The following is a 16,036-nucleotide window of genomic DNA, read 5'->3' on the forward strand; positions in this document are numbered from 1 at the left end:
CTTGGTATCAGCGTATTTTCAATCCAGTCAACTAGTGACAATATATCGTTTATAGCCTAGAACATAATGATGTCCCATGCGCGTTCTAATAATCATTATGACGAGTATGACTGATCCATTTGTTGTCTTAAGTAAGCTTCTATAAATGGCCCAATATCTCCATCCATCACGGCATCTACTTTCCCAGTTTCTTCATTCGTCCGATGATCTTTAACCATTGAATATGGATGAAATACATAAGAGCGTATTTGACTGCCCCAACCTATTTCTTTTTGTTCACCACGGATTTCCGCCATTTCCTGCGCTTGTTCTTCTAACTTCAACTGATATAGTTTGGATTTTAACATTTTCATTGCGGCTTCACGATTTTTAATTTGTGATCGTTCATTTTGGTTGTTGACAACTATGCCAGTCGGATGATGGGTAATTCGAATAGCTGATTCAGTTTTATTAATATGTTGTCCACCAGCGCCCGATGCTCTAAAAGTATCAACCGTAATATCATCAGGGTTAATTTCAATTTCTATCTCATTATTATTAAAATCAGGTATCACATCACATGACGCGAAAGATGTATGACGACGTCCTGATGCATCAAATGGTGAAATACGAACCAAGCGATGAACACCTTTTTCAGCTTTTAAATAACCATACGCATTATGTCCTTTGACAAGTAACGTCACACTTTTAATACCTGCTTCATCACCAGGTAAATAATCTACCGTTTCAACTTTAAATCCATTTTGTTCACAATAACGCTGGTACATACGGAGTAACATACTCGCCCAATCTTGAGATTCTGTACCTCCAGCGCCTGGATGTAATTCTAGTATCGCATTATTAGCATCATGTGGACCATCTAATAACAGCTGTAATTCAAATTGATCTAATTTATCGTTAAAGGCCAAGACATTCATTTCCAACTCAGCCTTCATATCCTCATCATACTCTTCTTGTAATAACTCGGTCGTGGCAAACATGTCCTCAACTTCATTGTCTAAGTCATGATAGCCCATAGTTATTGCTTTCAAAGCGTTATTTTTATCAATAATATCTTGCGCTTTATTTTGATCGTCCCAAAAATTAGGCTCGGTCATCATTTCTTCATATTCTTGAATATTTGTCTCTTTATTTTCTAAGTCAAAGAGACCCCCTAATTTGAGTTAAACTATCTTGATACGCCTCTATACGACGTTTGATTTCTGAAAGTTCCATGCTTATCTCTCCTATAACGATGATATCTTCTGTCTTCTTTATGATACATATATGATTATATTTTGTCACGATTGTATTATGATTGATGATTAATCTAATCCATAAAAAGAGCAGGATAGAAGTCTTTGTGTAACTTCAATATCCTACTCCAAAAAGGCTCAAAACGGATTAAGCATAACATTTATGGTCACGCTTCGTTTAAGTATTGAGAATTTAATTCAATTACCGTCAAGCACATTATTTACCATGACAGTTTTTATATTTTTTGCCACTACCACATGGACATGGATCATTTCTACCTACTTGCTCACCTTTTACGATAGGTTGTGGTTTCACTTTTTCTTTACCATCTTCGGCAGAAACATGTTGCGCTTTACCAAAATCAGTTGTTTTTTCTCGCTCAATATTTTCTTCTACTTGCACAACAGATTTCAAAATGAATTTTGAAGTGTCTTCTTCAATATTTTGCATCATAATATCAAACAATTCATGACCTTCATTTTGATAATCACGCAATGGATTTTGTTGTGCATATGAGCGCAAATGGATTCCTTGACGCAATTGATCCATAGTATCAATGTGATCTGTCCAGTGTGTATCAATAGATCGGAGCAAAATCATACGCTCAAATTCTGGCATTTGTGTGCCAATAGTTTCTTTTTGAGCATCATATGCTTGTTCGATTTTTCCCCAGACAATATTATAAATATCTTCGGAATCTTTACCTTTTATTTCTTCAACTGTTAAGCTACCTTCTTGTAAAAAGACATCGTTAACATAATTGATGAATGGATTATAATCTAATGCTTCATCTTCTTCATTAATGTAATAATTAACTGCGCGTTGTAAAGTTGATTTCAACATGGCAGTAACAAGCTCTGAACTATTATCACTATCAATAATATTATTACGTTCATTATAGATAATTTCACGCTGTTTACGCAATACTTCATCATACTCAAGAATACGTTTACGGGCATCAAAGTTATTACCTTCAACACGTTTTTGCGCAGATTCTACTGCCCGAGAGACCATTCTTGATTCAATCGGTGTTGAATCATCCATGCCTAAACGCCCCATCATTTTTTGTAAGCGCTCAGAACCAAAACGAATCATCAACTCATCTTGCAGTGATAAATAGAAGCGGCTATCACCTCTATCACCTTGTCGACCAGAACGGCCACGTAATTGGTCATCAATACGACGTGATTCATGACGTTCCGTACCTATAACAGCTAAGCCGCCTAATTCTTCGACACCTTCACCAAGTTTAATGTCGGTACCACGTCCGGCCATGTTTGTCGCAATTGTTACAGCACCTTTTTGTCCAGCTTTAGCAACAATATCTGCTTCGCGCTCGTGATTCTTTGCATTTAAAACATCATGTCTCACACCGCGTTTTTTCAACAAGGCTGAGATATACTCACTGGTTTCTACAGCAACTGTACCTAACAGTACAGGCTGACCTTTTTTATGTTTCTCTACTACATCTTCAATAACAGCATCAAATTTACCTTTTTGACTAATATAAATTAAATCTGCTTTATCTGTACGTTGTACCGGTTTGTTCGTAGGAATTTGCGTAACCGTCATATTATAAATATTACGGAATTCTTCTTCTTCAGTTTTTGCTGTACCAGTCATGCCTGCTAATTTATTGTACATTCTAAAATAGTTTTGGAAAGTAATGGAAGCCATTGTCTTAGATTCATTTTGAATTTGAACGCCTTCTTTAGCTTCTATCGCTTGGTGTAATCCTTCAGAAAAACGACGTCCTGGCATCGTACGTCCTGTAAATTGGTCAACAATGAGCACTTCCCCATCAACCACCATATAGTCTTTATCGCGTTGCAATGAAACATGTGCTCTTAAGGCAGTATTAATATGACTGATGACATCAACATTTTGGACATCATATAGGTTTTCAATTTTGAACATACGTTCCGCTTTATCTGCACCTTGTTCTGTTAAATGTACAGCTTTTGTCTTTTCATCATATTTATAATCGTCTTCGGCTTTTAACATTTTAGCAAAAACATTGGCTTGCGTATAAAGTGATGTTGATTTCTCAGCTTCCCCAGAAATAATTAATGGTGTACGCGCTTCGTCGATTAAAATAGAGTCGACTTCATCAATAATAGCGAAATGCAGTGGACGCATAACACATTCTTCGGCATAATTCACCATATTATCACGCAAATAATCGAATCCTAATTCATTATTTGTACTATATGTGATGTCTTGTAAATATGCTTCTCTTTTTTCTGCTGTTGTTTTACTATTTAAATTCAAGCCTACAGACAACCCAAGGAAATTGTATAATTGGGCCATTTCTTCGCTTTGTACACTTGATAAATACTCATTGACTGTAATAACATGAACACCTCGGCCAGCAAGGGCATTGAGGTATGTTGGCATTGTAGCTGTTAATGTTTTACCTTCACCTGTTCTCATCTCTGCGATATCGCCTTTGTGAATAGCGATACCACCCATCACTTGTACTTTGAATGGAATCATGTTGAACACACGTTTAGATCCTTCACGTACTAATGCATATGCTTCAGGTAATATTTTATCTAGATAATCATTTTGTTTCTTAACATCATCTATCTCTTTAAGTTCTTCTTGATATTTTTTTGTCTTATTACGAATCTCTTCATCCGTTAAAATAGCGATATTTTCCTCTAATGCAAGTACTTTATCAGCTAGTTTTTCTAATCGTTTTATTTCTTTTTTATTGCCGTCAACAATTTTTGATAAAAATCCCATTTTGTTCGCTCCTTTAGCTAAAACTGTTTGGCCTACAACAATTTATCTTATCATTTATACCATTAAATTTATACTTATATTACTCATACTACGCGTCTCTCAATGTCATCTCTAATCATTTCTTTCACCGAAAAACTCATGCGTGCTACTACTAAGTTGATGCGTGATTCCATTTGGGCTATTGATTGCCCTGCAAATCGACAACATATTTATTTTAACACGATAGAAACAACTTTTTCTCGTCATAAATAAATAATTTTCGAATATATTAATAAAAGCGTATTTTAAAAACGTACTTTGAGAAACTGAAGATGAAATAATACAATTTTAGAATCGTCAAATTACATTAGCATAACCTAAGATATGTGTCCATTGATTAAACATTTGCTTCTTAAAAACTAAAGTATGTACAAATTCTTAATCATGAACCTCAATGTTGATAATGGGATTATTAAAGTTTGTAAAAAACACGCGAACAAGACTAGGAATCTAAATAACAGATTCCTAGTCTTGCTACTACATGTATTAAAGCATTTTTAATTTACGCCATATTATCATAGTAGTATTTAATTAAATCAAACATTTGATGCATATCGTATCCCCATCTTCCATAGTATTCGATTGGATCTACGTGATCTGTACCGCCCCAATATTTACCTACTGCATTGTGGCTAATGACAGAACCTTTACCAGCGTTATCATCAGCAAGTGTTGGCGTAATTCCATTTTGCTTTAACATATAGGCTGCAAGCCAAGCTTGATTATTAACTGATTTTGCAAAGTCTTCAAAATTATACATTCTTACTAATTCGATTTGATAAAAGTATGGATTAGCTTTAGGACCAGCTCCCCACACATAATATTCTGCAGGTGCAGTAAGATGTATTTCGTTATTATCAACGAATGCGTGTACAAATGCTCTAGTATAAGTTTCATACATGCGATCTACCCATACTTGTAAAGGACGATTGTCTTCGCCCACTTCGTGAATAACAACACCCATGTAAGTGCCGTTTTTATATTCTAATTTAGGAAGTGTATCCATACGTGGATCTTTTACTACTGGCGAATGCTGAAGATGATTGTCGATAATATATTGATTGACTTTAGAGTTTGCAAATAAGGTTGCTGTATCATTTGCTTTTGTTTCTTTCGAATTATTCAGTTTTCCTGAAACTTGAGTATTAGTATCTTTTGGATTCTGCTGATACAACGTTGCTTGCTTAGAGGATAAACCTTGCGCATGACTAACAGGCATAAAAATTAACGACATCGACATTAAAAGAATACATGTAGAAAAAAGAACTAACATTTTTGACATAAAATCACACTCCTTTGATATTGTTTTAATTATTAAAATTAATATTTAATAATTACACTTATATTATTAATCTAATAACAAATTAAAATCAAGTGGTTATTTTCATCAAAAGTGAAATATTTGTGTATCTTGTTAAGTTTTTTTAAAAAAATATGTTTCTTAACAATTATCTTTTAAAAAATATTTAATAAAAAAAGAGTAGCTTGTTCAGCTACTCTTTTCATTATCCAAATATATTTTAAAATATTGGCAGTGGCTAACTGTATTGAAAATATGCTTGTATCAAGCTTCTTTCAATCTTAGTCAGCCTTGCCAGTGAGGGACAATGAAATTATTTTTTGCAAATGATATTTCTGTCCCATTCTCTAGAAAATCACTCAAGACATTGTGACTATAAGCACAATGACTCAAAATTTTTATTCTGTTGTTTCGATTAAACCATATTTACCGTCTTTGCGTCGGTATACAATACTTGTTCCTTCTGTTTCTCTATCAGCAAACACAAAGAAATCATGTCCTAGCAAATTCATTTGTAATACAGCTTCTTCAGAATCCATAGGTTTTAAGCTGAAATGTTTAGAACGAATAATTTCAATGTCGCTATCATTTGTTTCGACTTCTAATTCAGATGGTTCTGGAGTAGCTTCAGCTACTTCTGCCACGAATACTTCTTGATCCCCATGATCTCGATTTTTTCTGTTGACACGTGTTTTATATTTACGTACTTGACGCTCTAATTTGTCATTAACTAAGTCAATAGCTGCATATAAATCATCATGTCGTTCCTCCGCTCTAAGTGTGACATTTTTGAGTGGAATTGTTACTTCAATTTTAGTTGCAGAATTAGCATACGTTTTAACTTTAACATGTGCTACTGCATTTGGAACGTTATTAAAATAGCGTTCTAATTTACCAATTTTGTCCTCAATATAGTTGCGGATTGCATCTGTAATAGTGAGGTTATCTCCATGAATTTCAAATCTAATCATAGTAATCTCTCCTTTAACCTCTATTGGTAATTCTTACTTATATCATACCACGTTCGGACTACCGTGCAAACGTATACACACTGAATTTTCTGACTTTATTTTCTAACAATTTACACCCCGCATGATGTATGGTTAATCCAGTAGTATAAATATCATCTACGAGTAATATTTCTTTATTTGTCAAGTCGATATCTAAAGAAATATAAAATGGATTAGATGCTTCAGCACGCTCTATTTTTGATAATTTTGATTGCTTAGGACGCAAATCCGTAGATAAAAGATTAATATATTGAATACCTTTATAAGCTAACACTGTAGTTACAGGATTAAAGGTTCTTGCATCATCTCTTACTTTCGGGGACGGAATTGGCACAACGTAGTCATATTTAATTTGAGGTAGCTTCAGTTGATATGCCAACACTTGCGCTAAATAGTGATCTTTCATAAATTTGTATTGATGGATGAGCGCTTTGATAATTCCTGTGTACTGATAATCACAATATAGCTGCGTCATTAATTGAAACCGATTTGCTAAAAACTGACAGTCTAAACACTGTTGCGTTGAATGACCACATTGATTTAGACATCTCGAACAACGTTGTTTTTTGTCTTTAATACGACAAGCTTGCCACAAACTTTCACATTGTGAACATATAAGTTTAGGCGGCTTGTATATATTTATAGCCGTTAATGGTTCATGGATGGGTTGAAGACATTGGAGGCATCTTCTCATCTAACCACCCTTTTTCTCTTGCCAAACGATTCATAGATTGCACCTCACGTCTAGCAGCAATCATGCTTAAACTTACACCTTGATGTAAATACAATACCATGCCATCAGGTGCATGTGCTTTTCTCCCAACTCGACCAGCAATCTGTATCAATGCTGCCTTGCTAAATGTTTGTGCATCGATAACAATGACATCTAAATGTGCCATTGTGAAGCCTCTTTCTAAAATTGTTGTCGTAAAAACAATTTCGTAGTTCCCTTGTCTGAGCGCTTCAACCTTTTCAAAACGTAAGACATCTTCACTATATACGTAGGTGAGTGACGACAAAACAGCTTGATATCGATGATAGGCAGCTAACATCGTTTCTATATGATGAAAAAACACTAAAGTTATTCGTCGTTTATTTAGTTGATTTTGCAAAATGCGCACTAAAGTTTGTTGTTGTCGATTGCACTTCAACTTAAAATATTTAAAGCGTGGTACAGGAAGTGGATGTCGATGAAATCTAGCTGGTAAATATATGATTTGTTCATGATCAAATTGCGCTAATAACGCTTTAGGTGGCGTCGCAGTCATATAAATAATTGAAGCTTGTCTACAGGCTGCCATCTGAATTGCAATAAATAATGATGATTCCATAGCTAATGGAAAAGCATCTACTTCGTCAACAAAAATAAGGTCAAAATGATTTTTAAAACGATACAACTGATGAATCGTTGCAATGACAAAATGACCGTTAAATTGTTGTCTCGATTGCTGATGCAATACATCAATCTGTTCACCTTGAAAAGCATCCAGAATACGCTGACTAATTTCTAAAACAACATCTACTCTTGGAGATACAATAGCAACATTGTACCCCTTTTGTCTGGCATACTGAATACCAGGAAACATCATTTCCGTCTTACCAGCACCCGTTACTGCATAGAGTAATAATTTTTGGTGGTGCTGTATAGCATAAATCATTTTATTACTGGCATAACATTGTTGATCAGACAAATTAAATGGCAATGTGTACGAAGCGGTAGTCTTATTTCTCTTCGATTCTATTAATACATAATCTGTCATATTATCTACTCTTCCCAATTGAAGACAGTTACGGCAATAAACAATCTCTTCCTGATGATTACTTATATATTTATGAAAATATAGCATATCTCTATTGCCACATTGCAGACATACTATTCCTTTGTTATCGGTGTAAATTCCTTTTTGTTTCGATGCTACTGGCTCATTATCTTGAACATGAGATGCAGGTATTAATTGACCATAGCGTATGATTCTAGTCACCTCTTTTTAATGTAAAAAAAGACATGAATCATTGTTGATTCATGCCTCCCTCGAAATGCATTATTCTATAGAAATCTTTTTGCCAAAACACCCTAATCCTAACCCGCCTGAACCAAGATGTGTAGCAACAACTGGTCCAAATTCGGAATAATGAATATTATAGGATTCCGGATACTTTTCTTTCAATTCTCGGTAAAATGCCTTACCTTCTTCAATTTTATCTCCATTTATCACAAATATCGTCACTTCATCAAGCTCACTAGCAATGCGCATAATATTCTCTTCTAATGACTTATAAGCTCTTTTCTTAGTACGCACTTTTTCTTCCGGTACTATTTTCCCATCTTCAAAGCGTAATACAGGTTTCATCTTCAACATCGTACCAACCCAAGCTTGTGCACCGGTAATACGGCCACTTTTTTGTAGGTTTTTCAAATCATCTACAAATAAATACGCAGTTGTATGTTCACGAATTGCGCTTAATTCTTGAATAATGTCGTCAGGTGAAAAACCTTTGTCCACTAAGTTTATTGCATGTAACACATATGATCCTTCCATCATTGCAGCTAATTTGCTATCAAATGAATGCACATTAACGCCTTCGACCATTTCTCCAGCTTGTGTTGCAGATTGGTAGCTACCGCTGATACCGCTTGATAAACATATAACAATGATATCTGTGTAACCTTGATCTCGCAGTGCTTCATAGCGTTGAATCCACTCTCCAATAGCAGGTTGACTTGTAGTTGGTGGTGTTTTCGATGATAGCATTTTATGGTAAAACTGTTCCATGTCAACATCATTTGATTCAACAAATGTTTCTCCATCGTCAAAGATGACACTAAGAGGTGCAACTGGAATTTGGTATTTATCTAGTAACTCTTGTGAGAGATAGCTTGTAGAATCAGTCATTACAGCAATCTTCATAGTAGTCCTCCTCAATTATACTTAATTCTCATTATAAAATAATTTAACTTAAAAGCAAACAACTATCCCCTCTTTAACAACGAGTCTGGCACATAATTAAATTTTAGGTTCTGAGCTCTATATTGGCAGTAGTTGACTGGATTGAAAATACGCTTATACCCAGCTTTTTTCAATCCTAGTCAACCTTGCCGGGGCGGGCCTACGAATTCATAATGAATTCTGTCCCGCTCCCTGCTCTTCTTAAAAAATAAATCACAATTTGCAATATCATCATTCATCACACATGACATAAGACACACAAGATAAATTTTTAAGCAGATTAAAACAGTGCTTTATTGTTTTGATATCATGCTGTATAGTTAAATTAATCGATACGCTATAGGGGGAATCAATTTTAATGAGCGAACCCATTATTACAATAAAAAAAGAACATATTATTGAAAATGTCATACACAAATCTAGATTTATCGCCCATATTAAACCAGTAAATAGTGAAGATGAGGCTAAACAATTTATTGCCGATATCAAGCAGCGTCATAAAGATGCAACACATCATTGTTCTGCCTATACAGTGGGAACACACATGAATATTCAAAAAGCAAATGATGATGGAGAGCCTACTGGTACAGCTGGTGTGCCGATGTTGGATATTTTGAAAAAACTCGATGTTCATAATGTTTGTGTAGTTGTGACGCGCTATTTTGGAGGCATTAAACTTGGTGGTGGCGGTTTGATACGTGCATATAGTGGTGCCGTGCGTGATGTTATTTTTGCGGTAGGACGTGTAGAATTACGCGATGCCATTCCTGTTATTGTAACAGTTGCTTACGATTTAACTGGTAAATTCGAATATGAGTTAGCATCAACATCCTATATGCTTCGCGATACTACTTACCTTGATAAAGTCAGTTATCATATAGATGTAGTCGCAGACGACTATGATGCTTTCATCGCATTTTTAAATCAACATACTGCTGGCAATTACACATTAACCACTGAAAAAACGAAAAAGTTACCTTTCGATATTTCTACAAATTAAAAAGCTACTCAGCCTGAAACAATATTATATATCAGGCTGAATAGCTTATTTTTTATTTATGTTCATGGTGATGGTTCTTCTTGGCAATTAACTTTAATAAAGGTCGATAATTATCATCAATTAATCCGGTAAATTCAACAATCATCTCAATCGTAATTAAAATCAAGATAAACATCAAGACAACACCTAATGGTTGTGATAAGTACAAAATGATACTTGATAGACTGAATAAAATGGCAATTGAATAAATCAATAACACCGTTTGTCTATGTGAATAACCCAAAGCCAACAATTTATGATGTAAATGTGACTTATCTGCTTGCATAATATGTTGCCCTTTCTTCACACGACGTATCATTGCAAATAAAGTATCGATAAATGGAACTGCAAGTATAATAATCGGGAAAAATAATGAAATAAACGTAATATTTTTAAAGCCTAGTAACGAAACAAAGCCAATAATAAAACCAATCATTAATGCACCACTATCGCCCAGAAAAATCTTTGCTGGATGAAAATTAAAGAATAAAAAGCCTAGCAGTGAACCAATTAATACACTACAAATCATTGTTATAAAGATATTCCCTTGCAAAATAGCAATAAATGCTATTGTTAACAAAGCAATGATAGAAACACCTGACGCTAAACCGTCTAAACCATCAATAAGATTAATTGCATTTGTAATGGCTACAATCCAAATGATTGTAATTGGAATACTTAAAAACCCAAAATGAATAGTTGGTCCCATTGGAAACGAAATAAAGTCAATCGTAATGCCATAGAACACAATCACACTCGCTGCGATGACTTGCCCCAAAAGTTTAAGTAGTGGTTTTAAATCACATATGTCATCAATAAGTCCTACTACGTACATAATAAAAGCACCTATGATTAAGGGTTTTATTTCTCTTTCCATAGGATGACTAATCCAAATCCCAATAAGGAAAGAGAAAAGTATCACGGTGCCACCAAGAACCGAAACTGGTTGAGTATGAACTTTTCTAAAGTTCGGTTTATCAACAATATTGAGCTTTTTAGAAATAGCGATAACGATTGGTGTAATCATTAAACTAATCAACATCGTAATCACTATGAGCAATAATGTAAGCATCCGTTCACCTTCAATAGATATATTTCTTATTTTTTAGCGCCTTATATTTTTTATTTGTTAAGACGTCAATATCATCAGTCATAAAGGTTCTCTATACGCACTGTGACATAAATACACTATATAATTGTGGTGTATGTTAACACATGTTGTCTATACAGTATAATAAATAAGAAGAAAATGTTTTTTCTTATCATACCATGGAAAATTTTATTTTAACATGAAAGACTGTAATTTAGCATAAATTTCTTTCCAGAGTTAATGACAAATTGTAAGTTTTCACTTACAATTACTAGTGGAGAAATAAAGGAGTCGGTAAATACATGTTGGAAGCAATCATTTATAATATTTCTGTCATGGTTGCAGGTATCTATTTATTCCACAGATTACAATATTCTGAGAATAAACGGGTAACTTTCTCTAAAGGCTATGTTACAGTTTTAATGACCCTTGTTGCACTATTATTAGCTGCTTATCCAATCCCATCATATAACGATGAATTTTTAGTACATTTAACGTTTGTACCATTGTTGTTTTTAGGACGTTATACCCATATGCCTTATACCCTTGCTGCAGCCACAATTGTCGCATTGGTTGATATCTTTGCCTATGGGAATTCAATATTATATGGTGTGACATTACTTGTCATAGCAGGCATTGTAAGTGCAATTGGTCCATTTTTAAAACAAAATGATATCGTGTCACTACTCATCTTAAATTTAATTAGTATCATTATTTTAGCTATTTTATCAATTTTCAGCCCGATATATGACATTAAAGAATTAATTATATTGATACCTGTATCATTTGTCTTAACTATTGCTTCAGCAGTAACGTTCGTAGATATTTGGCGCTTCTTTTCACTTGTCAATCGCTACGAAAATGAAGATAAATATGATTATTTAACTGGTTTAGGTAACGTTAAAGAATTTGACCGTCATCTTAATCATATTTCTCAACAAGCTGAAGAACATCACGAAAGCCTTGCATTGTTATTAATTGATATAGATGGATTTAAAGACGTCAATGATTCGTATTCACATAAATCAGGCGATGCTGTATTAAAGCAAATGTCCCAATTATTAAAGAATTATGTACCTAAGAAATTTAAAATCTTTAGAAATGGTGGCGAAGAGTTTTCAGTAGTTATACGCGATTATTCCTTAGACCAAAGCGTTAAACTTGCTGAAAATATCCGTCTAGGTGTAGAAAAATCATCATTTCATTTACCAAATAAAGAAGTTATTAAATTATCAGTGTCCATTGGTGTAGGTTATTTAACTAAAGATGATCACAAATCCCAACGAAAAGTATTTAAAGATGCTGATGATATGGTACATGTGGCTAAAAATGAAGGACGAAATCAAGTTATGTTTAATCCAATTATCAAATTATAAAGTACAATATCACTTTCCGTATTACACTATCATTCTGTACAAGACAGTATCTGAATGATAGTGTTTTTTGTATGAATAGCTCATGATTTTAAGTTTATCTTGACTCATTATTCATTTTAGTTAAAACTTCTATTATAATAGTGCAATATAGAAGTTATATAACTTGTACGTTGAACAACATAGATGTACAAAAAGGCAACGTTAATTTTTTTTATGACTATATATTTTTATTCCACCATGGAGGTGTCGCGTTATGTCTGATTCAATCACTATTATAGATGAAAATAAAGTGATTGATGTGGTTTTAATTGCAGGTCGAATTTTACTTGAAGCTGGTGCAGAAACTTACCGTGTTGAAGATACGATGAATAGAATTGCGCATAGCTATGGTTTACATGATACATATAGTTTTGTGACCTCAACCGCGATTATTTTTTCACTAAATGATCGCACAAGTACACGGCTCATTAGGATTAGAGAAAGAACTACCGATTTAGAAAAAATTGCATTAACCAACAGTCTTAGTAGAAAAATTGCCAATAATCAGTTGACAATCGATGAAGCCAAAAACGAATTAATTCATCTACGTCAAGCGTCATTGCAATTTTCATTTCTAACTAATTTCTTAGCGGCAGCCATTGCATGTGGATTTTTCTTATTTATGTTTGGTGGTGTAGCATCAGACTGCTGGATCGCAATATTGGCTGGGGGTGCTGCATTTTTAACATTTAGCTTTGTTCAGCGCTATATACAAATTAAATTTTTCTCAGAATTTGTAGCTTCAGCTGTGGTAATTAGTATTGCAGTGTTTTTCACTAAGATGGGCATTGCAACAAATCAAAACATTATTACTATTGCCAGCGTGATGCCTTTAGTACCTGGGATTTTAATATGTAACGCGATTCGTGATTTGATGGCAGGAGAGTTGCTAGCTGGTATGTCTCGTGGTGTAGAAGCCGCTTTAACTGCGTTTGCAATTGGTGCTGGTGTCGCAATTGTTTTATTACTATTCTAAGAAAGGCTGTTTATAAATGCTATTTTATTTATTTCATTTTACAATTAGTTTTATTTCTACAGTGCTTTTCTCAATTATTTTCAATGCACCTAAAAGATTACTCGTGGCATGTGGTTTCGTAGGCGCTGTTGCTTGGACGATTTATCAATACACCGTTGATTTAGATTTAGGTAAAGTAGGTGCTGCATTTTCTGGGAGCCTTATTTTAGGATTGCTAAGTCACGTTATGAGTAGACGATACAAACGTCCGGTCATTATTTTTATTGTTCCTGGAATTATTCCACTTGTCCCTGGTGGTGCTGCATATGAAGCAACCCGTTTCTTAGTATCAAATGATTACACACATGCTGTAAATACATTTTTAGAAGTGACACTTATTTCTGGCGCGATTGCCTTTGGTATTCTTGTTGCCGAAATTTTATATTATCTTTATACGCGAATCAAACAGTTTTTTGGGAAAATTAAAGGGAAATCTTATAAAAAATCTTATAATATGAACAATAGAGTTTAAGGGGTTGAATAACGATGAAAGCACAAATTATTGATAGATTAACAAGATATGTCAAAATAGATACACAATCAGATCCAAACTCACAAACTACACCTTCTACAGCTAAACAATGGGATTTATTAAATCTTTTACAAAGCGAGCTTGATGCTTTAGGTCTAGCAACTGAACTCGACGATAACGGTTATCTTTTCGCTACTATCGAGAGTAACATTGCGCATGATGTGCCTACAGTTGGCTTCTTGGCCCATGTAGATACATCTCCTGATTTTAATGCCAGTCATGTCAAACCTCAAATTATCTCATCATTTGATGGTCAACCGATTAAATTAGGCCAAACATCTCGAGTGCTTGATCCAGAGGTATTTCCTGAATTACAAGGCTTAGAAGGACACACATTGATGATTACTGATGGCACATCATTACTTGGGGCTGATGATAAAGCCGGTGTGGTTGAAATCATGGAAGCTGTAACATATTTAGTAGACCATCCTGAAATTAAGCATGGCCGTATTCGTATCGCTTTTACTCCTGATGAAGAAATTGGTAAAGGCCCTCACCATTTTGATGTTGCACGCTTTAATGCTGATTTTGCATATACAATGGATGGCAGTCAATATGGCGAGTTGCAATTTGAAAGTTTTAATGCAGCGGAAGCAACGATTACCTGCCATGGCGTAAATGTTCACCCTGGTTCTGCAAAAAATGTCATGGTTAATGCGATTTTACTCGGCCAACAATTTAATAGCTTATTGCCTCCTCAAGAGGTACCAGAACGCACAGAAAATTACGAAGGTTTTTACCATTTAATGCATTTTAACGGCAATGTAGAAAAAGCAACCCTTCAGTATATTATTCGTGATCATAATCGCAAAAACTTTGAATTACGTAAGAAGAAATTACTTGAAATTCGAGACAATATAAATGCGCATTATGAAGATTTCCCAGTCAAAGTAGATATCGAAGATCAGTATTACAATATGGCAGAAAAAATTAAACCTTTACCTCATGTGATTGATATTCCTAAAAAAGTGTTTAGTGATTTAGGAATAACGCCAAACACTGCTCCTATTCGTGGTGGTACAGACGGTTCACAATTATCATTTATGGGCCTTCCAACACCTAATATCTTCACTGGATGCGGTAATTTCCATGGTCCATTTGAGTTTGCATCTATAGACGTTATGGAAAAAGCAGTACAAGTGGTGTTAGGCATAGTCGAAGAAGTCACACATTATAACAAATAATACGTGCTAACAAAATTGCAATTATAAGAAAATCGAATCTGGGACATTAAGTTCTTAAGCAATGTAAAAAAGACAATTTCTATTAAAATTATTTGATAGAAATTGTCTTTTCTCTTATGTATTAGATAATATACAGCTTGTTATTATTTTAGGGTAATAAGATGTAGTCCCACGATGGTGTTTGAATTCATCGAATTCATTATCTGGGATTGTTTCAACAATTTCATTTACATATCGAGAAATATCATTTGTAGGAATAAGTATTGAAGTTTCCATTGGTAGTGTATAGTGTAAGTTGATTCATGTTATAAGCTTTATACATAAGGTACCTCGTTCATTTAGTTTAGCAAAGTTTATTAAATGACACGAAAGTGCCTTATTTTTAAAGCATTTAAAGGTAAAATTACATGTTATACGTAGTATTTATAGCGAGACTCCTGAGGGAACAGTGCCAGTCGAAGACAGGGGCCCCAACAGAGA

13 protein-coding genes and 1 pseudogene are annotated in these 16,036 nt (G+C 34.3%); 5 read left to right on the forward strand and 9 right to left on the reverse strand.

Annotated features, from left to right (window positions below; genetic code table 11):
• Positions 1–95: 95 nt before the first annotated feature.
• The 7 genes from prfB to fakB1 form a co-directional block, all read right to left on the reverse strand.
• Positions 96–1,215 (reverse strand): peptide chain release factor 2 gene (prfB, locus tag HMPREF2864_RS06245; protein ID WP_111703908.1). Its coding sequence is split into 2 segments (ribosomal slippage): positions 96–1,142 and positions 1,144–1,215, totalling 1,119 coding nucleotides; the frame shifts between segments, so codons are not numbered across the junction.
• 237 nt (positions 1,216–1,452) lie between these two features.
• The gene (secA, locus tag HMPREF2864_RS06250) at positions 1,453–3,984 is read right to left on the reverse strand and encodes a preprotein translocase subunit SecA (protein WP_070544961.1); all 2,532 of its coding nucleotides are present in this window, start codon (positions 3,982–3,984) and stop codon (positions 1,453–1,455) included.
• Positions 3,985–4,525: 541 nt separating this feature from the next.
• Positions 4,526–5,305: a peptidoglycan recognition protein family protein gene (locus HMPREF2864_RS06255; RefSeq protein WP_002479341.1), complete on the reverse strand. Its 780-nt coding sequence runs from the start codon at positions 5,303–5,305 to the stop codon at positions 4,526–4,528.
• Positions 5,306–5,721: 416 nt separating this feature from the next.
• Entirely contained in the window at positions 5,722–6,294 is a 573-nt protein-coding gene (gene hpf / locus HMPREF2864_RS06260; RefSeq protein WP_002479342.1) for a ribosome hibernation-promoting factor, HPF/YfiA family, read from the reverse strand.
• 58 nt (positions 6,295–6,352) lie between these two features.
• Positions 6,353–7,027: a ComF family protein gene (locus tag HMPREF2864_RS06265; protein WP_002459717.1), complete on the reverse strand. Its 675-nt coding sequence runs from the start codon at positions 7,025–7,027 to the stop codon at positions 6,353–6,355.
• Positions 6,990–8,315: a DNA/RNA helicase gene (locus HMPREF2864_RS06270; protein ID WP_002459718.1), complete on the reverse strand. Its 1,326-nt coding sequence runs from the start codon at positions 8,313–8,315 to the stop codon at positions 6,990–6,992. Before HMPREF2864_RS06270 ends, HMPREF2864_RS06265 begins: the two co-directional genes overlap by 38 nt.
• 60 nt (positions 8,316–8,375) lie before the next feature.
• Complete coding sequence (gene fakB1 / locus HMPREF2864_RS06275; RefSeq protein WP_002459719.1) at positions 8,376–9,242, reverse strand: fatty acid kinase binding subunit FakB1; 867 nt, start codon at positions 9,240–9,242, stop codon at positions 8,376–8,378.
• A gap of 397 nt (positions 9,243–9,639) precedes the next feature.
• On the opposite strand from fakB1, the gene HMPREF2864_RS06280 reads away from it, so the two are divergent.
• A complete protein-coding gene (locus HMPREF2864_RS06280) occupies positions 9,640–10,281 on the forward strand; it encodes a YigZ family protein (protein ID WP_002459720.1) in 642 nt (213 codons plus the stop codon).
• A 52-nt stretch (positions 10,282–10,333) separates the two neighbouring features.
• On the opposite strand, the gene HMPREF2864_RS06285 is transcribed toward HMPREF2864_RS06280, so the two are convergent.
• Positions 10,334–11,392, reverse strand: coding sequence for a glycosyltransferase family 4 protein (locus tag HMPREF2864_RS06285; protein ID WP_037543144.1), 1,059 nt, complete (start codon positions 11,390–11,392; stop codon positions 10,334–10,336).
• A gap of 320 nt (positions 11,393–11,712) precedes the next feature.
• Here HMPREF2864_RS06285 and HMPREF2864_RS06290 point away from each other — a divergent pair, with 320 nt between their 5' ends.
• The 4 genes from HMPREF2864_RS06290 (at position 11,713) to pepT (ending at position 15,556) form a co-directional block, all read left to right on the forward strand.
• Positions 11,713–12,786, forward strand: coding sequence for a GGDEF domain-containing protein GdpS (locus HMPREF2864_RS06290; RefSeq protein ID WP_002459722.1), 1,074 nt, complete (start codon positions 11,713–11,715; stop codon positions 12,784–12,786).
• Between the two features lie 253 nt (positions 12,787–13,039).
• Positions 13,040–13,801, forward strand: a complete 762-nt coding sequence (locus HMPREF2864_RS06295; protein ID WP_002459723.1) for a threonine/serine exporter family protein — start codon at positions 13,040–13,042, stop codon at positions 13,799–13,801.
• A 16-nt stretch (positions 13,802–13,817) separates the two neighbouring features.
• A complete protein-coding gene (locus HMPREF2864_RS06300; protein WP_002459724.1) occupies positions 13,818–14,312 on the forward strand; it encodes a threonine/serine exporter family protein in 495 nt (164 codons plus the stop codon).
• A 14-nt stretch (positions 14,313–14,326) separates the two neighbouring features.
• A complete protein-coding gene (gene pepT, locus HMPREF2864_RS06305) occupies positions 14,327–15,556 on the forward strand; it encodes a peptidase T (protein WP_070544962.1) in 1,230 nt (409 codons plus the stop codon).
• 126 nt (positions 15,557–15,682) lie between these two features.
• Here the strand turns inward: pepT and HMPREF2864_RS12060 are convergent.
• A pseudogene (locus tag HMPREF2864_RS12060) lies at positions 15,683–15,878 on the reverse strand (IS5/IS1182 family transposase); the annotation flags it as partial.
• Positions 15,879–16,036: the final 158 nt, after the last annotated feature.

It is taken from the genome of Staphylococcus sp. HMSC059F04 (assembly GCF_001812565.1).
Taxonomy (GTDB): Bacteria; Bacillota; Bacilli; order Staphylococcales; family Staphylococcaceae; genus Staphylococcus; species Staphylococcus lugdunensis.

Coding starts and splice junctions, on each gene's coding strand:
- secA (WP_070544961.1), bottom strand. CDS start 3,984: ATGGGATTTTTATCAAAAATTGTTGACGGCAATAAAAAAGAAATAAAA.
- HMPREF2864_RS06285 (WP_037543144.1), bottom strand. CDS start 11,392: ATGCTTACATTATTGCTCATAGTGATTACGATGTTGATTAGTTTAATG.
- pepT (WP_070544962.1), top strand. CDS start 14,327: ATGAAAGCACAAATTATTGATAGATTAACAAGATATGTCAAAATAGAT.
- HMPREF2864_RS06290 (WP_002459722.1), top strand. CDS start 11,713: ATGTTGGAAGCAATCATTTATAATATTTCTGTCATGGTTGCAGGTATC.
- HMPREF2864_RS06265 (WP_002459717.1), bottom strand. CDS start 7,027: ATGAGAAGATGCCTCCAATGTCTTCAACCCATCCATGAACCATTAACG.
- fakB1 (WP_002459719.1), bottom strand. CDS start 9,242: ATGAAGATTGCTGTAATGACTGATTCTACAAGCTATCTCTCACAAGAG.
- HMPREF2864_RS06300 (WP_002459724.1), top strand. CDS start 13,818: ATGCTATTTTATTTATTTCATTTTACAATTAGTTTTATTTCTACAGTG.
- HMPREF2864_RS06280 (WP_002459720.1), top strand. CDS start 9,640: ATGAGCGAACCCATTATTACAATAAAAAAAGAACATATTATTGAAAAT.
- hpf (WP_002479342.1), bottom strand. CDS start 6,294: ATGATTAGATTTGAAATTCATGGAGATAACCTCACTATTACAGATGCA.
- HMPREF2864_RS06295 (WP_002459723.1), top strand. CDS start 13,040: ATGTCTGATTCAATCACTATTATAGATGAAAATAAAGTGATTGATGTG.
- HMPREF2864_RS06255 (WP_002479341.1), bottom strand. CDS start 5,305: ATGTCAAAAATGTTAGTTCTTTTTTCTACATGTATTCTTTTAATGTCG.